This is a genomic window from Perspicuibacillus lycopersici (genome assembly GCF_025660475.1).
Lineage (GTDB): Bacteria > Bacillota > Bacilli > Bacillales > Caldibacillaceae > Perspicuibacillus > Perspicuibacillus lycopersici.
On sequence record NZ_JAOUSF010000003.1, the window covers coordinates 409,963 to 432,040 of the forward strand.

General features: G+C 36.6%; 21 protein-coding genes. 1 reads left to right on the forward strand and 20 read right to left on the reverse strand.

What is annotated here, in order from left to right:
- Positions 1-100 precede the first annotated feature (100 nt).
- The 11 genes from OEV98_RS10110 to rpsU all read right to left on the reverse strand — a co-directional run bounded on the left by OEV98_RS10110 (position 101) and on the right by rpsU (position 9,818).
- Positions 101-448, reverse strand: coding sequence for a diacylglycerol kinase family protein (locus tag OEV98_RS10110; RefSeq protein WP_263073152.1), 348 nt, complete (start codon positions 446-448; stop codon positions 101-103).
- Between the two features lie 20 nt (positions 449-468).
- Positions 469-939: an rRNA maturation RNase YbeY gene (gene ybeY, locus OEV98_RS10115; RefSeq protein ID WP_263073154.1), complete on the reverse strand. Its 471-nt coding sequence runs from the start codon at positions 937-939 to the stop codon at positions 469-471.
- A gap of 7 nt (positions 940-946) precedes the next feature.
- Positions 947-3,112 (reverse strand): HD family phosphohydrolase, encoded by a 2,166-nt coding sequence (locus OEV98_RS10120; protein WP_317633803.1) that lies wholly within the window; start codon positions 3,110-3,112, stop codon positions 947-949.
- A gap of 206 nt (positions 3,113-3,318) precedes the next feature.
- Positions 3,319-4,275 carry a PhoH family protein gene (locus OEV98_RS10125; protein ID WP_407676504.1) on the reverse strand — a complete coding sequence of 319 codons (957 nt, stop codon included), beginning with the start codon at positions 4,273-4,275 and terminating at the stop codon, positions 3,319-3,321.
- A gap of 15 nt (positions 4,276-4,290) precedes the next feature.
- Positions 4,291-5,478 (reverse strand): sporulation protein YqfD, encoded by a 1,188-nt coding sequence (yqfD, locus tag OEV98_RS10130; RefSeq protein WP_263073156.1) that lies wholly within the window; start codon positions 5,476-5,478, stop codon positions 4,291-4,293.
- A 15-nt stretch (positions 5,479-5,493) separates the two neighbouring features.
- Positions 5,494-5,778: a sporulation protein YqfC gene (gene yqfC, locus OEV98_RS10135; protein WP_263073157.1), complete on the reverse strand. Its 285-nt coding sequence runs from the start codon at positions 5,776-5,778 to the stop codon at positions 5,494-5,496.
- A 70-nt stretch (positions 5,779-5,848) separates the two neighbouring features.
- Positions 5,849-6,325 carry a hypothetical protein gene (locus tag OEV98_RS10140; RefSeq protein WP_263073158.1) on the reverse strand — a complete coding sequence of 159 codons (477 nt, stop codon included), beginning with the start codon at positions 6,323-6,325 and terminating at the stop codon, positions 5,849-5,851.
- 21 nt (positions 6,326-6,346) lie between these two features.
- On the reverse strand, positions 6,347-7,351 hold the full coding sequence (floA, locus tag OEV98_RS10145; protein WP_407676505.1) for a flotillin-like protein FloA: 1,005 nt from the start codon (positions 7,349-7,351) through the stop codon (positions 6,347-6,349).
- 147 nt (positions 7,352-7,498) lie between these two features.
- Positions 7,499-8,809: an NfeD family protein gene (locus OEV98_RS10150; protein WP_263073160.1), complete on the reverse strand. Its 1,311-nt coding sequence runs from the start codon at positions 8,807-8,809 to the stop codon at positions 7,499-7,501.
- 377 nt (positions 8,810-9,186) lie between these two features.
- On the reverse strand, positions 9,187-9,630 hold the full coding sequence (locus OEV98_RS10155; RefSeq protein ID WP_263073161.1) for a GatB/YqeY domain-containing protein: 444 nt from the start codon (positions 9,628-9,630) through the stop codon (positions 9,187-9,189).
- A 14-nt stretch (positions 9,631-9,644) separates the two neighbouring features.
- Positions 9,645-9,818 (reverse strand): 30S ribosomal protein S21, encoded by a 174-nt coding sequence (rpsU, locus tag OEV98_RS10160; protein WP_033828375.1) that lies wholly within the window; start codon positions 9,816-9,818, stop codon positions 9,645-9,647.
- A 165-nt stretch (positions 9,819-9,983) separates the two neighbouring features.
- Here rpsU and OEV98_RS10165 point away from each other — a divergent pair, with 165 nt between their 5' ends.
- Positions 9,984-10,907 carry a Na/Pi symporter gene (locus OEV98_RS10165; RefSeq protein ID WP_263073162.1) on the forward strand — a complete coding sequence of 308 codons (924 nt, stop codon included), beginning with the start codon at positions 9,984-9,986 and terminating at the stop codon, positions 10,905-10,907.
- 885 nt (positions 10,908-11,792) lie between these two features.
- On the opposite strand, the gene deoC is transcribed toward OEV98_RS10165, so the two are convergent.
- The 9 genes from deoC to hemW all read right to left on the reverse strand — a co-directional run bounded on the left by deoC (position 11,793) and on the right by hemW (position 21,970).
- Positions 11,793-12,458, reverse strand: a complete 666-nt coding sequence (gene deoC / locus OEV98_RS10170) for a deoxyribose-phosphate aldolase (protein ID WP_263073163.1) — start codon at positions 12,456-12,458, stop codon at positions 11,793-11,795.
- A gap of 78 nt (positions 12,459-12,536) precedes the next feature.
- On the reverse strand, positions 12,537-13,895 hold the full coding sequence (gene mtaB / locus OEV98_RS10175) for a tRNA (N(6)-L-threonylcarbamoyladenosine(37)-C(2))-methylthiotransferase MtaB (protein ID WP_263073164.1): 1,359 nt from the start codon (positions 13,893-13,895) through the stop codon (positions 12,537-12,539).
- Positions 13,896-13,904: 9 nt separating this feature from the next.
- A complete protein-coding gene (locus OEV98_RS10180) occupies positions 13,905-14,657 on the reverse strand; it encodes a 16S rRNA (uracil(1498)-N(3))-methyltransferase (protein WP_263073165.1) in 753 nt (250 codons plus the stop codon).
- A gap of 27 nt (positions 14,658-14,684) precedes the next feature.
- Positions 14,685-15,623 carry a 50S ribosomal protein L11 methyltransferase gene (gene prmA / locus OEV98_RS10185; protein ID WP_263073166.1) on the reverse strand — a complete coding sequence of 313 codons (939 nt, stop codon included), beginning with the start codon at positions 15,621-15,623 and terminating at the stop codon, positions 14,685-14,687.
- Between the two features lie 19 nt (positions 15,624-15,642).
- Positions 15,643-16,782 carry a molecular chaperone DnaJ gene (dnaJ, locus tag OEV98_RS10190; protein ID WP_263073167.1) on the reverse strand — a complete coding sequence of 380 codons (1,140 nt, stop codon included), beginning with the start codon at positions 16,780-16,782 and terminating at the stop codon, positions 15,643-15,645.
- A gap of 174 nt (positions 16,783-16,956) precedes the next feature.
- Positions 16,957-18,789 (reverse strand): molecular chaperone DnaK, encoded by a 1,833-nt coding sequence (dnaK, locus tag OEV98_RS10195; protein ID WP_263073168.1) that lies wholly within the window; start codon positions 18,787-18,789, stop codon positions 16,957-16,959.
- Positions 18,790-18,837: 48 nt separating this feature from the next.
- Positions 18,838-19,452, reverse strand: coding sequence for a nucleotide exchange factor GrpE (grpE, locus tag OEV98_RS10200; protein ID WP_263073169.1), 615 nt, complete (start codon positions 19,450-19,452; stop codon positions 18,838-18,840).
- Between the two features lie 235 nt (positions 19,453-19,687).
- Complete coding sequence (gene hrcA / locus OEV98_RS10205; protein ID WP_263073170.1) at positions 19,688-20,716, reverse strand: heat-inducible transcriptional repressor HrcA; 1,029 nt, start codon at positions 20,714-20,716, stop codon at positions 19,688-19,690.
- Positions 20,717-20,836: 120 nt separating this feature from the next.
- Complete coding sequence (hemW, locus tag OEV98_RS10210) at positions 20,837-21,970, reverse strand: radical SAM family heme chaperone HemW (protein WP_263073568.1); 1,134 nt, start codon at positions 21,968-21,970, stop codon at positions 20,837-20,839.
- Between the last annotated feature and the right edge of the window lie 108 nt (positions 21,971-22,078).

Sequence of the window (22,078 nt, forward strand, 5' to 3'; positions counted from 1 at the left end):
TAGCAACACCGTATGGATTACAGCCCGCCATTTGGATAAGATTATATACTATTAATATGTAAAATACGTAAAAATGGAAACAGTTCTCGTCTAGGTTGATTCATGTAATTTTTGGTAAAAAAATTAGTAATCCTATGATAACACTAATGATAGCAAAGATAAAACAGGCTGCTGCGGCAATGTCTTTTGCTTGTTTAGCGAGTGGATGTATTTTATCTGTAGCTAAATCTACCGTTCTTTCAATTGCTGTATTGATTAACTCCAGGACAATCATGCCACCGATTGTTAATAGTAAAATACACCACTCGACACTAGAAATTTTACATAAGAAACCAAAGATAACGACAATAACTGCACTAAAGATATGTATTCTCAAATTCCTTTCGCTTTTCAAGGCTTGTATAAGCCCTTCGGTAGCGTAATGAAAAGATAACCATAATTTCTTCATTGATTATATCCCATCTTTATTTATCTCGTTAAACCAAATGCTTGTAAAATTTCTTCCTGTTTACCAAACATTATTTTCTCTTGTTCCTCGGTTTGGTGATCATAGCCTAATAAATGTAATAACCCATGAACACTTAGGAAGCCAAGCTCGCGCATAAAGGAATGCCCGTATTCATTAGCTTGTTCTTGTGCCCGCGGGACGGAAATAATGATATCCCCAAGTACCCGAGGCATGTCTGCACCAATAATATCGAGTTCATCCTCCACGGTTTCCTCGAGCGCAAAGGAGATAACATCTGTAGGCTGATCTTTATCTCGATAGTCACGGTTTATTTCTTGGATTCTTTCATTATCAACAAATGTTAAGGAAAGCTCACTCTTTTCTTCGATTGCTTCCATTTTTGCCGCTAAATGTAATAATTTTTCCAATGTATTTATTTGTTCTTCTGTTAACGATTCTGTTTCATCATTGAAGTCCATATCTAATGGCATACCTATCTTACCTTTCTTCTTTTAATTCTGGATACTCAATTCGATTGTGAAAAATACCATGCAATGTTTCACATAACGTTTTTTCAACCATTTTTAATTCTTTTAATGTAATATCACATTCATTAAATTGATCATCGTGTAATCTGTCTTTTATAATATTTTTTACTAAGCTTTCTATTTTCTCCATATTGGGATTTGCCATGGAACGAACGGCCGCTTCTACACTATCAGCAATATTAATAATCGCCGTTTCTTTTGTTTGTGGTTTCGGACCAGGATATCGATAATCTTCTTCTTTTACTTCAATCCCTAATTCCTTTGCTTTATAATAAAAGAATTTAAGTAAACTTGTTCCATGATGCTGTCTAGCTACATCCACAATATCCTTCGGCATGCGATGCTTTTGTAAAATATTTGCTCCATCTGTAGTATGTGCAATAATTATTTCTTTACTTATTTCTGGAGCTAGCCGATCGTGTGGGTTTTCCATATTCCCTTGATTCTCCACAAAAAAGCTTGGGCGCCTTGTTTTCCCTATGTCATGGTAATAACAGCACACTCTCGCCAATAAACCATCTGCACCTATTGCTTCACAGGCAGCTTCAGCCAAATTGGCAACCATGACACTATGATGATAAGTTCCCGGTGTCTCTGTTAATATTTTTTTCAACAATGGATGATTTGGATTTGAAAGCTCGATTAATTTCATTGTTGATAAAATACCAAAGCCTGCTTCAAAAAACGGTAAAAGACCAATCGTCAATACTGCCGATGCTAAACCGGAACCAATTCCAAATACAAAATAATAAATGTATTGTAAATAAGTAAATTGGGAATTTGGAATAAACAGTAATGCCGCAATAATTACCATATTGATTAACGATACAAATAAGCCTGCTTGAAATATTTTAGACCGATGATTTTGGTTTGTCAAAAAGATAATACCGGATAAGCCACTAATCAAAATATACAGCCCCACAGAGTAATTAAACGATCCTGATGAGCTTCCATTAAAAATTACTGTACTGCATGCCGAGAGTAAAATCGCACTCATAATCGCCATTCGTTCATTCAATAAGATTTTCATTAACATGACACACATGGCTGCTGGATAAACATATGACATATTAATACTTGTGAATGGCAATAAACTAATTATTTTCATAAATATAATCGAGATGATTAGGACAACACTAAATAACAGTAGTTTTTTATTCATCTCTGGCTTTTGAATCTCCCGATAGAAGAAGGAATAAATAAAGCCTACTAATACCGTTACAAATAGAAACAAGCCAAAATACGGCAATGAGCGTTCCTTTGTATCAAGTAATCCTAACAAATCTAATTGGCGATATATTTCTTGGGTAACAAGCTGTCCTTCCTCCACAATAATTTGGCCTTGAAGAATTCGAACAGGTTCGATATTTTCAATTGCTTGCTGGCGAGCAACTTCTGTAGCTTCTGGATCATAATATTCATTTTGAATTGTTGCATATCTTCCTAACTCAATGGCAGCATTTTTTAAATCCTGTGAAAGAGAACTATAACGAATTTCATCCTCCACCCGTTTTTTTGCATTTTCTACTTCACTAGCAGAAATTCGTTTCGTCATGGCGTTGTTTACTGCTGTTACAACGGCATCCTTTGCCATTGATAACTCTGTTTTCGAGCTAGTGACTAATGCAGCTAACGTTGTGTTAGATAAATCACTATTTACATCATCTGTTAGCTTTTCCTTCAGCATATTTACCTTTTGACTTACACTTGGCTCCACATATGCTGTTCCCTCATTGTCTTCATTCGACAAATTCAAGCTCGCATCTTTCTTTGCTTGATTGATTTCTTCGACTATCTCAATGGCCGAAGTGAATATATCGCTTACCAAGTCCACCATATTTTGTGCATATTCCTGATTTAATTCATACACTGGTTGTACTTGATTTACAGCATCCTGCTTTTTCTTCTCGGTTAATTCTGTATCTTCCATTGTTATTGGAGAAATAATTGTATGCTCACTTACACCAAATTTTTGTACATCGATAGGTTCTAAATTCACATTACTATACATCGATGCATAGAGCATTAAAAATAACAGTGCAAATATGATAATTTGAAATAGCTTTTTACTTAAATGATTTTTAAACTTCGTAAAGGATTTTTGCCAACGCTTCACCGTTTAATCCTCCTATCCTATCTTCAGTAGCAAGGTTCCACATTTTTCTCTAAGCCTTCTAAGGTTGACTAATTATGTAAAATGATAACAATATTTTATTCATCTTGCATCATTTTCTCCTATTTTTTTGCGAAAAATAATAATTTTTAGCAAAAATCTCGTTTTTCTCCTTTAAAAGAACAAAAAAAGTCCGTAAAATCGGACTTTTAGTCTTTATTAACCTCATCTTCATATGCAGTGATTATTTTTGCAACTAGCGGATGACGAACAACATCGCTTTGTTCTAAATAAATAAACGAGATTCCCGAGATTTTCTTTAATACAGCTTCAACTGTTATTAATCCTGACTGTACACCTCTAGGTAAATCAATCTGGGTCCGATCTCCAGTTATTACCATTTTAGACCCAAATCCTAATCTAGTCAAAAACATTTTCATTTGTGCAGCGGTCGTATTTTGTGCTTCATCTAAAATAACAAACGCGTCATCTAATGTTCGGCCACGCATATAGGCAAGCGGTGCAATTTCGATAATACCACGCTCAATCATTCTTTCCGTATGCTCGCCACCTAATATATCATGCAACGCATCGTATAGAGGACGAAGGTATGGATCTACTTTTTCCTTTAAATCTCCCGGAAGAAATCCTAAGCTTTCCCCCGCTTCTACAGCTGGCCTAGTTAAAATAATCCGTTTCACCAGATTATTTTTCAATGCATGAACAGCTAAAACAACCGCTAAATAGGTTTTTCCTGTTCCTGCTGGTCCAATACCAAAGACTAAATCATGATTTTTTATAGCTTGTACGTATTCACGTTGCCCTAATGTTTTCACACGAATAGGCTTGCCTTTAGAATTTCTTGTGATTTCTTCTTTATAAAACTCCCCAAAATATTCAATAGTGCCCTTTTTTTCCATCTGTAATGCAAGCGATACATCGCGTGGTCCAATCCCAATTCGATTTTTGACCATTTGATGTAAACTTTTTATAACATTAGCAGCTGAATGAATATTCTCTTCAGCCCCCGAGATTCGAATCGATTCGCCTCTTGTAATAATAGAAACATCCAATTCATTTTCAATCATTTTCAAATGTGTATCAGATGTACCAAATAATTCAATTGGATTATCTAAATGTTCTAATTGCAAATCTATTGTGTTCAATAAATACAACACTCCTCAGTTAGCATGAATAATAGGTTGCTCTTTGACAATATTTTCAACTACAGTATAAATTATCGTTAGTTTAAATTTACCATTGTCTGTACCTTCTTGCAAAATTTTTTCACTTACAATTTTCGAATCCTCGGGCAACATTGCTTGCAAATCTTTTTTTGCTAGCTCCTTTGCCATTTCCTTTGCTTCTTCTTTACTATATGTTTTTTCTTGTACTTCTGCTTCACGGATTGTTGTTTTTGTGAAGGAAATAGGTAATGTCCATTTTAAAAATTTCACTTCTTTTTCATCATGCTCAATTTTCTTTTCTTTATAATCTTCCTTTTTAAAACCCCAAATTGGAATGTCGAGGTTAAATATTTTCAATCCTCGTTTCGTTACTTCTTCCCCTGTTAATAACGAATAGTCTGTTTTCATATCCACTGTTGCTTCTGTTTTGTACCATGTCTTCCCATATACCACCCCTTTGGCCGAAACAATATTTGGCTGCTTTTCATTTCCAATTGTCCCGGAAACTAAAAGCTGGCCAGGCTTCACATAGTCATTAACCGAAATAAGAGGTTTTCCTGATTCTACAAAGTAATCCACAATAATAGCTTCTTTTTTTGCCACAAGATTTTGTGGAGAGGTTGCTTCTTGCTTTTCCGGCTGTTTTTTCTCCACTACTTGGAAATGATAGGTTGTCCCCTTCAATTCCACACCAATCCATGTAATTTCATCAATTTTACTCGTGATTTTTCGTTGTAATGTTTCTGGATCATCAACGAAAAATTGGAGTTGTCCTTTTTTCACTCCGAGCTGTTTTAATTCATTATTGATTTTATATTCAATTTCTGGACTAGCACCTTTAATTTCTACATTCCAAATCATATTAGATAAAAATAACACGGTAAATATGGCAATAATACAACCAATAATAAAGCCAACATTTCGTTTAAGTTTTTTCATGAAGAATGGCAGTCCAACTTTTTTTGAAAATTTTACTTTAACTCGATGATAACGAACTGCCTCTCGGATATGCCGGACATCACTGATAAACATTTGGAAGGAGACTGCCTCGGAACTGAGGCGTCTTACATTCCAAATGGAAATATTGTCCCTTACTAGCTTGTTAATAAACCGCTCTGCACCCTGACCAGTAATGGTGACCGTTATATTTCCTGTCATTTGTTTCATCCAAAGGTTCTTCATACAATCCTCCCACTTCTATTCATTAATAAAGGTTACTTGGTCAATTTTCCCTTCAAGAAGTAACTCTTCTGGTAAAATTGTTCGAATGACAAAGCCTTTACCCTTCACAAGTAATTGTCCTTGACTCAACATAATACGAATTTCATTATCGGAAAAAGCAAGCAGCCCTTTATGGTTTTCTATGTATATGTGAATTTGCCCTACCATGGTTATCCGGGGAAAATCCATCATGACATCTTCTGGGAGATCTAATTGTTTAGTCAACCAATTCTTTATTCTCTGCCTCCATTTTTTGGCCATAAAAGAACCCCCCTTTCATATCATATTTATGAAATGAAAGGGGGGAATAGCACTAAATTTCTATTTATCTTTATCCTCGATTTTTAGAAAAATGATACGGCTTCTTTGCTCGAGGTGGTCCTAAAATTTCTGACCAAATAATTCCATCCACCACGTTTGACTTTGTTATATTTCTAGTAGGAATATTAGTAGCTACTGTTGCCTGTTTCTTTGTCAATACATGTTGAAGGTGATCCATCTCTTTTTGTAATGCTTTTGTTTTTGCGGTTTGTTGCGATTGTAGTCCAGAATGGCTTTCTGTCATTACAGCCTTCTTTTCCTTTTGTACTACTTCAACGACAGTCTTTTTTTGCACTACCGGCTGTTCGGTAGAGCTTGGTTTTTGCAATGGTTGCTCGGTTTCTTGTTGAATAGTTCTTGGTGGAAAAGTTTTTACTGGTTCTGTTGCGCTTCCCTTTTTTTCTTGTTTGGATTTTCCTAAAAAGGACGTAATCGCTCCTATAATGATGACAATTAAAAAGGGATTATTAAGTAAAAATTCAATCAAGAGAGTGAACCTCCCTTCACATTATTTGTTGTTAGGATCTTCCCCTTGGTTTTGATCTGTTGCTTTACCAATGGAATTTCTCATCTCGGTATCCGCCATGATGTTTCGATAGTTCATATAATCCATTACCCCTAGATTTCCAGAACGTAATGCCTCTGCCATCGCTAATGGTACCTCAGCCTCAGATTCAACAACTTTCGCTCTCATTTCTTGAACCTTCGCTACCATTTCCTGTTCAGAAGCAACCGCCATTGCACGGCGTTCTTCTGCCTTCGCTTGAGCAATTTTCTTATCTGCCTCTGCTTGGTCTGTTTGCAGGATGGCACCAATATTTTTGCCGATATCAACATCCGCAATATCAATGGATAAGATTTCAAATGCTGTTCCAGCATCTAAACCTTTCTTTAATACCGTTTGTGAAATTAAATCAGGATTTTCTAATACTTTTTTATGATTCTCAGATGAACCGATTGTACTTACAATCCCTTCACCAACACGTGCGATAATCGTTTCTTCACCAGCACCACCGACTAGACGGTCAATGTTGGCACGTACAGTAATTCTTGCTTTCGCTTTAACCTCGATCCCATCCATGGCAACACCGGCAATAAACGGTGTTTCAATTACCTTAGGATTTACACTCATTTGAACAGCCTCCAGAACATCCCGACCAGCTAAGTCAATAGCCGCACATCGTTCAAAGGTAAGCTCAATGTTTGCTCTTTGTGCTGCAATTAATGCATTTACAACACGGTCAACATTACCACCTGCTAAATAATGACTTTCCAACTGATTAATGGCAACATCTAACCCTGCTTTATGTGCTTTAATAAGTGGATTTACAATCCGCCCCGGAATAACTCTCCGTAAGCGCATCCCTACTAAAGTGAAAATACTAATACGAACACCAGCAGCTAATGCCGATATCCAGAGCATTACTGGGATAAATGAGAATAATGTTACTAAAAGAATTATCGCAATTACTACTATAATTATTCCAAAAAGAGTAGTTGCATCAATACCCATTTTATTACCTCCTGTTTATTATCTTTATTTTACATTAGGCTATTTTTAACCATTTGGCCAGTATTTACTGGTCTTCCTAATGAAGAAAACAGCCTAAAATAATTGAACACTATTTATTTTTTGTACTATTTTCTATTACGAATGTTCCTATACTTCTCGAACGACGACTCGAACTCCTTCTACTTTTACAACAGAAACTTTTACACCACTATTCACAAAGCTTCCTTCTGTAACTGCATCCACTCGTTCTCCATCAATCATAATGGTTCCTGCTGGACGCAATGGCGTTAAGGAGATTCCAGTTTTATTTAAAAGATCTGTTCTAGTTTTGTTCGAAATATAGCCTTGCTCCGTATTAGTCGAGTCTTTTAATATAATCTTATTAAACACCCTAATCTTCTTCTTAAATACTTTCATTAGTATCACCATCGCAATAACTGCAATCGCAATTGCAATTAATAAATTGATTCCCATTTGGACCATGTTTTCACCGGCTAGTAAAATCGATAATATGATACTACCTAAGCCTAAGAATCCAAGAATACCTCCTGGAAGAAATAACTCTACTACAATTAATATTATACCTAAAGTAAATAAGATAATCGATTCAAAACCTGCTAAACCTGCAATAAAATGCCCATAGAAGAATAATAGTAATGAGCTAATACCCATAAACCCAGGGATACCAAAGCCTGGTGAATACAATTCAACAATGAGCCCTAAGCTTCCTAATGATAATAAAATCGGAACAATATAAGAATTCGTTAGAAATTCGGCAATTTTTTCCGACCACGCTTTTTCGACATGCCTTACTTCTGCATCTGCATAGCCTAATTTCTGTAATAAATCGGCTTGATTTTGAACAATTCCTTCAGCATACCCAACTTCAACCGCCTGAGAAGCAGTTAATGTTAATAATTTCCCTTTAGGAGAACCTACTTCTGGTAAATCTATTGATTCATCAGCCATTGCCATTGCATAGATTGGATCACGATTATTCTTTTCGGCAGCAGTTTTCATTGCTGCTAGCCAATAGGATTGTGCTTTCTTATCAGCGGCATTACCGTCCTGGGTAATGACTGCAGCAGCCCCCATTCGTCCAGAAGGTACCATATATATTTCATCCATTGACAATGCAATATAGGAGCCTGCTGAAATAGCATCCGGATTAATGAAGGCAATGGTTTTCAAATCTGTTTCCGATAACAGCTTCGAAATATCGCCAGCTGCATCTACTGCGCCTCCTGGTGTGTCAATCTCAAAAACAATTGCACTAGCCCCTTCTTCCTCAGCAACAGAAATTGCTCTTCCGATATATTCATACAATCCCTTTGTTACTTCACTATTAATATCTGCAAAATAGACTATATCATTATTACCACTTGCTTTCTCGATAGGGAAGAAGCTTAATGAAACAACGAGTGCAAGCAGCATTATTTTTATCCAACGTTTGATCATTTTCCCCCTCCTTTCGCCAAGGAATTACCGCTAAATACATATACGAATATGTAGTACAAAAGTTTCAATTATATACAAGATTTTTTTCTATATAGAAAAGACAGTTTCCGTATATATTATTGCTTTTTCTAAAAAGACCGCAGACTGAATATACTCCGCTTAGCCGTATGGGCAAGCAGTCAACCTCCGCTTCGCTAGAGCTCCTGTGGTTCACGGCTATCTCGCTTTCCCGTTGGAGTCTTCGTGTATTCAGTCTGCACAGCGTTACATTAAATAAACCTACTTCATGAAATGATTACAATCCTTAAGAAAACAGCCATAGAAAAAGGAGCCGACCGAGGTCAGCTCCTTTTTCCTATTCAAGTATATGGAAAGAGTTAGGACAACTCTTGTAAGACTAATTTGTTTACGAGTGAGCCATCTGCTTTTCCTTTTACTTTTGGCATAACGCCTGCCATTACTTTACCCATATCAGCTTTTGAAGAAGCTCCTACTTCTTCAATTGCCTGTTGAATAATTTTTATTAATTCATCTTCAGATAGTTGTTTTGGCAAATATTCATTGACGTAAGTAAGTTCTGTTTTGATTTTTTCAACCAAGTCACTTCGACCTGCATTTTCGAATTCTTGGAGGGAATCTTTTCTTTGCTTTACTTCGCGCGATAGAACAGTCAACTCTTCATCTTCAGATAATTCTCTACCAAGCTTGATTGCTTCGTTCTGCAATGAAGCTTTAATCATCCGAATAACAGAAAGTTTTTCTTTCTCTTTACTCTTCATCGCCGATTTCATATCTTCATTTAAACGTTCGAGAAGACTCATCACTACACCCTCTCTTACCATTTCCGTTTTCTAGCAGCTTCAGACTTTTTCTTACGTCTAACGCTTGGTTTTTCGTAAAATTCGCGTTTTCTTACTTCTTGTAGAGTACCCGTTTTTGATACTTGACGTTTGAAACGACGCAATGCATCATCAAGGGATTCATTTTTACGAACGACTGTTTTTGACATATCTTTCCCTCCCTCCGAACAAAACCCTTACACCAAACATGGAGAAAAACCATGTACCTACAAAATTATAATATATACTACCCCTTTGGGTCAACTAGTGTTAGGAAAATATTTATTCGGTCATTTTTATTTTATTTTATCATATGAATGGATTGAGGTGAGGACATGCTTTCATTTTTTTTATTTATTATTTATATCGTATTATTTATTGCTGGAATGACGGTTATGAGAACTGGTCTTGTCAATGTTGCTGGAGAAAAAATGAAAGACTGGCTTCTTAAATTTACATCCACACCACTTAAAGGTATGCTATTCGGCATTTTTATTACGATGATTTTACAGAGCAGCTCTGCTGTTATGATTATAACGATTGGACTTATAGCCGCTCGTTTATTAACTTTTTCTCAATCAATCGGAATTATTCTTGGAACAAATATTGGAACAACTGCTACGATTGAATTTTTAGCCTATGGACCAGATCAATTTATACTTCCCTTAATAATTATCGGAAGTGTATTTATCGTATTTCCATATAAAAAAATTCGGAGCACCGGCCTATTTTTTTACGGGTTAGGAGCAATATTTTTAGCAATGCTGGGATTTGAGAAGCTTGCCCAGCCTTTATCGGACAACCCTTATCTTGGACCAATCTTTTTACAAATGAATGAATCGATGTCGATTGCTGTTCTCTTCGGTTGTATATTAACAGCCATTATTCAATCAAGTACTGCTATGACCGGAATTACAATGGGATTTATGGAAGGACATATATTGACCCTTCCTGCAGCTATTGCGATTATGCTTGGAGCAAATATTGGTACATGTGTGGATACTTATGTTGCGAGTATTGGTGGTGGGAAGGAAGCAAAGCTATCTGCTTATGCCCATATTTGGCTGAATATAATTGGCGTCGTATTGTTTTTACCATTTATTCAGCCATTTGCACACTTAATCCAGCAGCTCGCCTCGCTTCCAGATCAACAGATTGCACATGCTAGTGTATTGTTTAATGTCGTGGTATCCTTACTCATTCTACCGTTTGCAAAGCAATTTGCTCGATTTATTGAAAAAATACATGGGGGATCTTAAAAATGTTCTCTTCATATTTTTCTGTTTCTGGGAAAAACGGGATCATAAAGATATGGAGGGAAATTTTTGCATTTTTACTTTATCAATCGGATTTCATTTAGGTTTCTTGCTCAATTTCCTGTTGGTACTTTGCATCTAAAGGATTTCTCTCCGATATCTTGCTCACTTTCCTTTTGATATCCTCTATCAAAAGGATTTCGTACCGTTTTCCTACTCGCTTTCCTTTTGATATCCTCTATCAAACGGATTTCTCTCCGATATCTTGCTCACTTTCCTTTTGATACCCTCCATCAATCGGATTTCGTACCGTTTTCCTACTCGCTTTCCTTTTGATACCCTCTATCAAACGAATTTCGTACCGTTTTCCCGCTCACTTTCCTTTTGATATCCTCTATCAAACGGATTTCGTACCGTTTTCCCGCTCACTTTCCTTTTGGTATCCTTTATCAAACGGATTTCGTACCGTTTTCCTACTCGCTTTCCTTTTGATATCCTCTATCAAACGGATTTCGTACCGTTTTCCCGCTCACTTTCCTTTTGATACCCTCCATCAATCGGATTTCGAACTGTTTTCCCACTCACTTTCCTTTTGATATCCTCTATCAAACGGATTTCGTACCGTTTTCCCGCTCACTTTCCTTTTGATATCCTCTATCAAACGGATTTCTCTCCGATATCTTGCTCACTTTCCTTTTGATACTCTCCATCAATCGGATTTCGTACCGTTTTCCTACTCGCTTTCCTTTTGATACCCTCTATCAAACGGATTTCGAACTGTTTTCCCACTCACTTTGCCGTTTATCCTTACAATCAAAGGAATCCTAAGATTTCAAAAAAAGAGACCGCCCATATAATTAGACGATCTCTACATTGTATTTCTGTAAATTAATAATCAGAATCAGCAGTTAAGCCTTGGACAATTTTAACACCTGAGCTTGCGCCGATCCGGCTAGCTCCTGCATCTATTACTGCCTTAGCATCACTAGCACTTCGAACACCACCAGATGCCTTCACTCCAATATTTGGGCCAACCGTATCGCGCATTAGCTTAACGTCCTCAGGTGTTGCACCACCTGTAGAGAAACCAGTAGATGTTTTGACAAAATTTGCTCCAGCTTCAACTGATAGTTTACTCGCCACTACCTTTTCCTCATCTGTTAACAAGCTTGTTTCAATGATAACCTTCACTAATGCTCTCCCATTTGCAGCATTTACTACACTTGCGATATCATTTTTTACGAGCTCATGATCTCCGCCTTTTAGTGCACCTATATTAATAACCATATCAATTTCATTTGCGCCATTTTTAATTGCATTGTCTGCTTCAAATGCTTTTACCTCTGAGGTATTAGCACCTAATGGGAAACCAATTACTGTACAAACAGCTACATCCGTGTCTTTTAATAATTCATTTGCATAGGAAACCCATGTAGGATTGACACAAACAGATGCAAAGTGGTACTCACTGGCCTCTAAACAAAGCTGTTTAATTTGATCTTTTGTTGCATCTGCTTTTAATAAAGTATGATCAATATATTTTGCAATTTCCATTTCGTTTCTTCTCCTTTATTAACCAATCATTCTCCGTAGATTTGTACGGTAAAAAAGGAGCGAGATTCGCCCCTCTATTTAAATTACTAATTTTTCCTTATTATCACCATCGAGTTCGTCCATTACACGCACAAATTGTCCTTCATTATACGGATAACCAGATTTCGTAATTTTCACACGAACAATTTTACCCACCATATCCTCTGTAGCCGGAAAAACAACTTTTAAGTAATTATCAGTATAACCTTCAAATAACCCGCTAGCAGGATCTTCGTTATAAAAGTTCTCTGGAATAACTTCAAGCACCTCATGCTCAAATTGGGAAGCATATTCCTTTGCTAATTGATCGGATAGCGAGATTAACCGATGAACTCGCTCATTTTTTACATCTTCGTCTACTTGATCTTCCATTCTTGCTGCTGGTGTACCAGTTCGTTTCGAATAAGGAAAAACATGCAGCTCTGCATATTTATGTTTTTCGATAAAATTGTAGGTTTCCATAAATTCTTCCTCTGTTTCTCCTGGAAAACCAACAATGACATCAGATGTAATCGCAAGTCCTGGTAATGCTTTCTTCAATTTGAGTAATCTTTCTTCATATTCAGCCATTGTATATTTCCGTCTCATTCGCTTTAACACGGTATCTGAACCTGATTGTAGAGGAATATGCATATGCCGAACAATAATGTTTGATTGATTAATAACTTCAATCACTTCATCTGTTAGTTGACTTGCTTCAATGGATGAAATTCTTAAACGCTTCAGTCCTGTTACTTTATGTTCTAAGTCCTTAAGGAGCATGGCTAAATTATAATCTTTTAAATCTTGGCCATAGCCTCCTGTATGAATTCCTGTTAAAACAATTTCCTTATAGCCGGCATCAACTAATTGTTGTGCTTGACGGATAACTTCCTCTGGATTTCGTGAACGCATTAACCCTCGTGCCCAAGGAATAATACAAAATGTACAGAAATTGTTACAGCCTTCCTGAATCTTTAATGACGCACGATGACGATCCGTGAAATACGGAACATCCATTTCTTCATACACACGATTTTTCATGATATTATGTACAGCATTGATGGGCTTTCGTTCTTCGCGATATTTAGCGATATAGTCAAGCATCTTCACTCGGTCCTGTGTCCCGACGACAATATCTACTCCCGGAATTGCCAATATTTCAGCAGGTGATGTTTGGGCATAGCAGCCCGTTACACAAATCACACCATCCGGATTTTGTCGAACGGCACGACGGATAACTTGACGGCTTTTCTTATCACCAGTGTTCGTTACAGTACAAGTATTAATTACATAAACATCTGCATTCTTTTCAAAGTCGACTCGTTCATAGCCATTTTCTTTAAATAATTGCCAAATAGCCTCTGTTTCGTAATGATTCACTTTACAACCTAACGTATAAAAAGCAACTGATGACATTTATTTTATTCACCTCTGTAATTCATAATAAAAAGAAATCGCTGATAAACAATACATAGGAGCCGTTTCCGCCCGCAATATGCGCGGACCTAAACCACAAATTATAAAATCATTTTCTTGCAGCTGATTAACTTCTGACGGGGTTAAACCACCTTCAGGACCAAATATTATAAATAGTGAATCACCTGTATTCAGTTGTTGCAATGTTTGACTAAATTGGCTTGTTTCGTTTTCTCGTGCACTTTCTTCATATGCAACGATTTTTGTTGTATATGTTTTACTCATGTTAATTAAATCTTGAAAGGAAGAAGGAATTTCAACCGTTGGTATCCGATTTCTCTCTGACTGCTCGGCAGCTTCTTTCGCAATTTTCCGCCAACGTTCCAGCTTTTTGCCACTCTTTTTTTCATCTAATTTCACAATCGAACGATCGGAGGCAAACGGTAGAAACTGACTTGCACCTAGCTCGGTTCCCTTTTGGATAACTATATCTAATTTATCCCCCTTAAGCAAGCCGCTTGCAATCGTTACATGAATGGGTAACTCATGCTCAACCGTTTCCCAAGATTTTATATCGACTAAAACAGATTCGGAAAGAATATCACTAATTTCACAGATAGCCACCTTACCATTTGGAAATACAACGGTGATCATATCTCCTACTGTCATTCTCATGACTCGAACAATATGGTGATAATCTTCCCCAATTATTTGAATTTGAGCATCTGTTTGGATATTATTTTCTAAAAAATACCGTTGCATTATGACACCTCTAGTCCAAGGTTGTATCTATATTTTTTGCGCAACCATCGTTACCCAATCTTCCATTACTAATGTTTCAATAATGGTAAAACCTGCAGAAATAAGGGCATCCTCTACATCCTTACGCTTTTGATTAATGATTCCAGATGTAATGAAATATCCTTTTTCTTTTAGCAATGCATATGCTTGCTCAGGGAAACGAATAATAATTTCCGCCAGTAAATTTGCAACAATGACATCTGCTTCCACCTGGATACCATCTAATAAATTGTTTTGCATAACAGACACGGTTTGCTGTACTTTATTTAGTTTAATATTTACACGAGCTGAATGAACCGCTACCTCATCTAAATCTAATGCAATTACATTTTCCGCTTGTAATAGAGCTGCCGCAATACTTAGCACACCAGATCCGGTTCCAACATCGATAATAGTATCCCCAGGTTTTACAGTCGATTCTAATGCTTGAATACTCATGACAGTGGTAGGATGTGTTCCAGTTCCAAACGCCATTCCTGGATCTAGCTCGATAATCAATTCATCGCTTTGCACAGGCTGGTAATTTTCCCATGTTGGTACGATTGTAAATTTTTTTGAGATTTTCACTGGATTATAATATTTTTTCCATGCAGTGGCCCATTCTTCTTCATTTACTTCACTTATTGTGACTTTATTTAACCCAATATCAATATTAAATAGAATTAAATTATTGATCGCATCTTTAATTTCTTCTACCGTTTCACCCAAAAAACTATTAATCGGTAAATATGCTTTAATAATTACGCCTTCTTCTGGAAAATCATCTGGGTCTAGTTGAAAAATTTCACCAAATCGATTTTCTCTTTCCTTTAACAATTCAAAGGAGTCTTCAATAACAACTCCACTTGCACCCGCTTCATATAAAATATTTGAAATTGGTTCTACAGCTTCATTAGTAGTATGGATACTAATTTCAGACCACTTCATTTGTGACAACTCCGATCCGTTAATCTCCTTTTAAAACCCGTTTTACTTTTTCAAAAAATGTTTCATCCTGCTCTTCAAGTGTTTGCCCACTAATTTCCGCAAATTCACGTAAAATTTGCTTTTGTTTCTCGGTTAATTTCGTAGGTGTAACGACTTTAACCGTTACATGCTGGTCACCAATACCATTTCCACGCAGGTGTTTCACACCTTTTCCACGGAGCCGGAATTTCGTATTGGATTGTGTACCTGCAGGAATTTTCAATTTCACTTTTCCATGCAAAGTAGGTACTTCAATCTCGTCGCCTAACGCAGCCTGTACAAAGGTAATCGGCATATCACAATAAATATCCTCTCCATCACGTTGGAAAAATTCATGCGGTTTTACGTAAAAGACAACATACAGATCACCAGCTGGTCCACCATTTATACCAGGTTCCCCTTGACCAGCGATACGCAATTGTTGACCATCATCAATTCCTGCTGGAATCCGAACATGGATTTTTTTACGTTTTTTCACCTTACCCGTTCCGCCACAGGTCGTACATTTATCTTTAATAATTTTTCCAGTTCCTTGACAATGATGACAAGCTCTGCGATTAACAATTCTACCAAAGGCAGTGTTTTGCTCTGCCGTAATTTGTCCCGTTCCATGACAATATGGGCATTCTTCCGGTTTTGTTCCAGGCTTAGCTCCACTACCGTGACAAGTTCCACAATCTTCCTCGCGTGGAATTTCAATATCTGTTTCTTTACCAAAAACAGCTTCTTGAAATTCTAGTGTCATAGTATATTGAAGATCAGCTCCTTGTCGAGGGGCATTCGGATTTCTTCTCCGGGTGCTTCCGCCTCCAAAGAAGCTATTTAAAATATCTTCAAATCCTCCGAATCCACCTTCTCCAAAATCACTAAATCCTCCACCAAACCCTCCGAATCCTTGGTTTGGATCGGTATGACCAAACTGATCGTATTGGGCACGTTTGTTGTCGTCACTTAATACTTCATAGGCTTCAGCAATTTCCTTGAATTTTTCATCTGCACCTGGTTCTTTATTAATATCTGGATGGTATTTTTTTGAGAGCTTACGATATGCTCTTTTAATCTCATCCTTCGAGGCACCTTTCTCAACACCGAGGATTTCATAATAATCACGTTTACTCATACTTTCACTCCCGAATCTTTTCACATAGAGTTAATTCTATCACTAATTCTTTCCTGTGTGCAATAACTAATCCTATTCCCTTAATACACAAAAAGTCAAAGCCAAGCGAACCTGACTTTGACTTATAAAGTATAGTGAATTGCTTAGCTTTTGGCTAACAAATTCGACTATTTTTTATTTATCATCATTAACTTCTTCAAAATCAGCATCTACAACATTATCGTCTTTTGGTGCTGATTGATCACCTGCTGCTCCACCTTGAGCTGCACCTGCTTGTGCTGCTTGCTCATATAATTTCACAGAGATATTTTGAATTATTTCTGATAAAGCATCTTTTTTCGTACGAATTTCATCTAAATCATTCTTTTCAATTGCAGCCTTCAATTCATCTTTTGCATCTTCTGCTTTTTTCACTTCAGCTGCATCTACTTTGCCTTCAACTTCTTTTAGTGTTTTTTCTGTTGTAAACACTAATTGGTCAGCTTCGTTGCGCAATTCAACTTCTTCTTTACGTTTTTTATCTTCTTCAGCATTTTGTTCTGCTTCTTTCACCATACGATCAATTTCATCGTCTGAAAGACCTGTGGAAGATTTAATGGTAATGTTTTGCTCTTTACCTGTTCCTAAATCTTTTGCACTTACATTAACAATACCGTTTTTGTCGATATCAAATTTCACTTCAATTTGTGGTACTCCACGTGGTGCTGGTGGAATATCAGATAATTGGAAACGGCCAAGCGTTTTATTATTAGCAGCCATTGGGCGTTCCCCTTGAAGTACATGGATATCAACTGCTGTTTGATTATCTGCAGCAGTAGAGAATACTTGTGATTTGGAAGTAGGAATGGTTGTGTTTCTTTCAATTAGCTTTGTAAACACGCCACCCATTGTCTCAATACCAAGAGAAAGTGGTGTTACGTCAAGTAATACAACGTCTTTTACATCACCTGTAATTACGCCACCTTGAATAGCAGCACCCATCGCAACTACTTCATCTGGGTTTACACCTTTATGTGGTTCTTTCCCAATTTCTTTACGAATTGCTTCTTGTACCGCAGGGATACGAGTAGAACCACCTACTAAAATAACTTTATCAATTTCATTAGCAGTTAAACCAGCATCTTTTAATGCTTGACGAGTAGGACCCATTGTTCTTTCTACTAAATCAGATGTAATTTCTTCAAATTTCGCACGAGTTAATGTTACATCTAAATGAAGTGGGCCAGCTGCTCCTGCTGTAATAAATGGTAAGGAAACTTGTGTACTAGATACACCTGATAATTCTTTTTTCGCTTTTTCAGCAGCGTCTTTTAGACGTTGTAATGCCATTTTATCTTGTGATAAGTCGATACCATTTTCTTTTTTAAATTGCTCTACTAAATAGTCAATAATCGCTTGGTCAAAATCGTCTCCACCAAGTTTATTATCACCTGCAGTGGAACGTACTTCGAATACACCATCGCCTAGTTCTAGGATAGATACGTCAAAAGTACCACCACCAAGGTCAAATACTAGAATTGTTTGTTCTTCGTCTGTTTTATCCAAACCATATGCAAGTGCTGCTGCAGTAGGTTCATTAATAATCCGTTCTACTTCTAATCCTGCGATTCTGCCAGCATCTTTTGTTGCTTGTCTTTGAGAATCATTAAAGTAAGCTGGAACTGTAATAACAGCCTTTGTTACTGGTTCACCTAAATAACTTTCTGCATATGATTTTAAATGTTGTAAAATGATTGCAGAAATTTCTTGTGGTGTATAATCTTTTCCTTCAATTGTTTCTTTATGATTAGTACCCATATGGCGTTTAATAGAAATAATCGTATTAGGGTTAGTAATTGCTTGACGTTTTGCAATTTCCCCTACTTGACGTTCGCCATTTTTAAAAGCAACAACAGATGGTGTTGTACGATTTCCCTCTGGATTTGGAATTACTTGTGGTTCTCCACCTTCTAATACGGCAACACAAGAGTTAGTAGTACCTAAATCGATTCCTATGATTTTACTCATTCGTAATAACCTCCAATATTCTGTTTATATATGTAGTACTATAGTCTATTATTGATTTACTTTAACCATAGCAGGTCTGATTACTCGATCTTTTAGTTTATAACCTTTTTGGAATTCTTCAATAACTGTATTTGGCTCATATTGATCATTACTATCTTGCATGACCGCATGATGGTATTCTGGATCAAAAGGCTGACCAACAGATTCTAATGCTTCAATTCCTTCTTTTTTCAAGGCTTCTAAAATATTCCGATAAATCATTTCCATCCCTTGTAGCAAGGATTTTGCTTCTTCATCCTGGACTTCGGTTTGAAGTGCACGTTCAAAGTTATCAATCGCTGTTAATATACCGAGCGCTAGACTTTGTGAACGATATTTTTCATTGGATTCTATTTCCGAACGTGTTCGTCTTCTGTAATTATCGAAATCAGCCTGTAAACGAAGTAGACGATTATCTTTTTCTTCAACAGCCTTTTCAAGTTGACTAATACGTTCTTGTAATTCAGATACGGAAGGTGCTTCGGAAGCATCCGCTTCTATGGCTTCTTCATCAAAAATCACTTCAACATTTTCTTTGTTTTCTTCCTGTTCATCAGCAACTGTTGTTTCTTGTGCTTGTTCTGTAGTTTTATCTTCTGGAAATACTTCGTTTTCTTTTTCCATATTGTCACCTCCTGAAAAAATATCAATTGTGGTAACCGATAGTTTCCATCAAATTGATAGTTCGCACAATTAACTTATTAGCTATGTTCGCAGGCAAAGTATCGTCCGCGTTAGCTTCAGGTGAGCGGAAGCTTTGCTGCTCACCCAAACTACGTTGTTAAATTGTACAGTAATAATAGATAAATTTATCAACGGCAATATCTAATCGAACTTGCTGCACCTTAGCATTCACCAATTATTGTGAGTACAACTTGGATAATGCGTTAGATAAGTCATTGCTAAGTAAATTCATAATAGATATTACGCGAGAATAATGCATTCGCTTCGGTCCTAGTATTGCGATAGTACCAACTTGTTCCTGGCCAATATTATAGGTTGCAGTAATTAAACTGCAATTATCCATGACCGTTAGATTGTTTTCTGTACCAATTTTCACATTGATACCGAACGGTGTTTCTTTTAATAAATGATAGAAGCCACTTTCCTCTTCAAGGAAATTCATGATTTCATGAACCTTTTCGATATCCTGGAATTCCGGTTGCTTTAACATATTGATTTTTCCACCGTAATATAGCTTTTCGTGGAGTGGGATGTTTAATACATCTGCTACCGATTGAATCATAAAGTCATAATTATCGATATGCTCCTTAAAAAGGATTGCTACTTCTTTAAAAAGCTTTTCTTGTAAATTTACTAACGGATTTCCAACCAATCTATGATTTAGAATGTTGACCGTTTTTTCAAGATCGGATTTGTTAATTGATTTTGGCAAGGAAAAGAGCTTATGTTCAATATGACCTGTGTTAGTCACAATGATTGCAACCGCCGTTTCCTCATTCAATGGAAGGATTTGAAATTTACTTAATTTATTCTCCTTCACAGTTGGCCCAAGTACAACTGCGGTATACTTCGTAAGCTCAGACAAAACACTTGCAGAGTTTTGAATGATTTTTTCAAGCTCATAGATTTTTTCATTAAATATGGACTTGATTTTTTGCAACTCTTGTAATGCAATTTTCTCAGGGGAGATTAAATGATCGACATAAAACCTGTACCCCTTCTCTGACGGAACTCTTCCTGAGGATGTATGGGTTTTTTCGATAAAACCTAATTCCTCTAAATCAGCCATTTCATTACGGATCGTTGCAGAACTTAAAGAGATCTTCTCCTTTTTTGCCAAGCTCCGTGAACCGATAGGGTGTGCAGAGCGAATAAAATCATCAATGACGACTTGCAATATTAACAACTGACGATCTGTTAACATTACTATCACTCCTTTTAGCACTCCTAGCATGCGAGTGCTAAATCTATATATAAATTATCAAATCAACCTTTATATGTCAATAAATCTACCCAGTCTTTCTTTATTTCCATATAATTCCCATTAACCTAAAAATTGCTGAAATACTTCATTTCCAAGCATCCTGCCCTTTTTCGTTAATTGGATGCTACCGTTAGAAACCATCAGTAATTGCTTGTTCGTAAGTTCCTCGATTTGCTGTGCATATTTTTCAAGTGGATTTTCCGAAAATTTTTCTATAAAAACAGAGATGGAAACACCATTTGTTTTACGTAAGCCTAAAAACATTTCTTCTTCCATTTGTTCTTTTTTGCTAACAGATATTTGCTCACGTATCGGAAGATTTCCAGCCTGAACAGTTTGAATATATTTATTTACAGGTCCGATGTTTGCTTGCCGACTAGATTGTAAATAGCCATGTGCGCCAGCACCAAAACCGTAATATGGATCATTGTTCCAATATACGAGATTATGTCTGCTTTCATATCCTGGTAAAGCATAATTGCTAATTTCGTATTGGTTGAATCCGTGTTTTTCCATCTCACTCATCACCAGTTCATACATCATTGCTTCCGTATCTTCCCCTGGAAGTGAGAGCTTTCCTTTATTCATCAAATTATAAAAGACAGTCTTTGGTTCTACTATTAAGGAATATGCAGAGCTATGCTGAATATCAAGTGCAAATACTTCCTTTAAGGAATGCTCTACATCCTGGATTGTTTGTCCAGGAAGCCCATACATTAAGTCGACACTAATATTAGTAAAACCGCATTTTTTCGCATTTTCTATCGTTGCATATACATCATCCGCTCGATGACTACGGCCAATTGCCTCCAGTAATTGATTGTTAAAGGTTTGAACGCCTAAGCTTAATCGATTAACACCGTACTCCTTTAATATTTCCAGCTTTTCCATAGTCAAATCACCAGGATTTGCTTCAATCGAAAATTCAATATTTGGGGTAATTTGGAAATTGTTATGAATGGATTTCATTAATAATTGCAATTGCGTTTCAGATAACGCTGTAGGGGTTCCGCCGCCAATAAAGATTGTTGATAATTCTTTTGCGGGAATTTTCTCCAAGGTAGTCTGCATTTCTTTATCCAACGCTTCTAAATAAAGCTCGACGGGCTGACCTTTTAAAAATACTTTATTAAAATCACAATAGTGACAAATATGCGTACAAAATGGAATATGAATATAAACTGCTTGAACCATGTATTTCACAACCTTTACAACCATGTATATAGAAAGGAGGCTAGTCAATAGGGAGTCTTTCACAACCCCATTTCTAACCTCCATTCTTTTTGTTTACTCTATAAAAAA

Coding starts and splice junctions, on each gene's coding strand:
- OEV98_RS10155 (WP_263073161.1), bottom strand. CDS start 9,630: ATGAGTCTTCTCGAACGTTTAAATGAAGATATGAAATCGGCGATGAAG.
- hrcA (WP_263073170.1), bottom strand. CDS start 20,716: ATGTTAACAGATCGTCAGTTGTTAATATTGCAAGTCGTCATTGATGAT.
- deoC (WP_263073163.1), bottom strand. CDS start 12,458: ATGGAAATTGCAAAATATATTGATCATACTTTATTAAAAGCAGATGCA.
- OEV98_RS10110 (WP_263073152.1), bottom strand. CDS start 448: ATGAAGAAATTATGGTTATCTTTTCATTACGCTACCGAAGGGCTTATA.
- dnaK (WP_263073168.1), bottom strand. CDS start 18,789: ATGAGTAAAATCATAGGAATCGATTTAGGTACTACTAACTCTTGTGTT.
- mtaB (WP_263073164.1), bottom strand. CDS start 13,895: ATGTCATCAGTTGCTTTTTATACGTTAGGTTGTAAAGTGAATCATTAC.
- dnaJ (WP_263073167.1), bottom strand. CDS start 16,782: ATGAGTAAACGTGATTATTATGAAATCCTCGGTGTTGAGAAAGGTGCC.
- yqfD (WP_263073156.1), bottom strand. CDS start 5,478: ATGAAGAACCTTTGGATGAAACAAATGACAGGAAATATAACGGTCACC.
- grpE (WP_263073169.1), bottom strand. CDS start 19,452: ATGGAAAAAGAAAACGAAGTATTTCCAGAAGATAAAACTACAGAACAA.
- OEV98_RS10165 (WP_263073162.1), top strand. CDS start 9,984: ATGCTTTCATTTTTTTTATTTATTATTTATATCGTATTATTTATTGCT.
- prmA (WP_263073166.1), bottom strand. CDS start 15,623: ATGAAGTGGTCTGAAATTAGTATCCATACTACTAATGAAGCTGTAGAA.
- rpsU (WP_033828375.1), bottom strand. CDS start 9,818: ATGTCAAAAACAGTCGTTCGTAAAAATGAATCCCTTGATGATGCATTG.
- ybeY (WP_263073154.1), bottom strand. CDS start 939: ATGCCATTAGATATGGACTTCAATGATGAAACAGAATCGTTAACAGAA.
- floA (WP_407676505.1), bottom strand. CDS start 7,351: ATGGGTATTGATGCAACTACTCTTTTTGGAATAATTATAGTAGTAATT.
- yqfC (WP_263073157.1), bottom strand. CDS start 5,778: ATGGCCAAAAAATGGAGGCAGAGAATAAAGAATTGGTTGACTAAACAA.
- OEV98_RS10180 (WP_263073165.1), bottom strand. CDS start 14,657: ATGCAACGGTATTTTTTAGAAAATAATATCCAAACAGATGCTCAAATT.
- hemW (WP_263073568.1), bottom strand. CDS start 21,970: ATGGTTCAAGCAGTTTATATTCATATTCCATTTTGTACGCATATTTGT.
- OEV98_RS10150 (WP_263073160.1), bottom strand. CDS start 8,809: ATGATCAAACGTTGGATAAAAATAATGCTGCTTGCACTCGTTGTTTCA.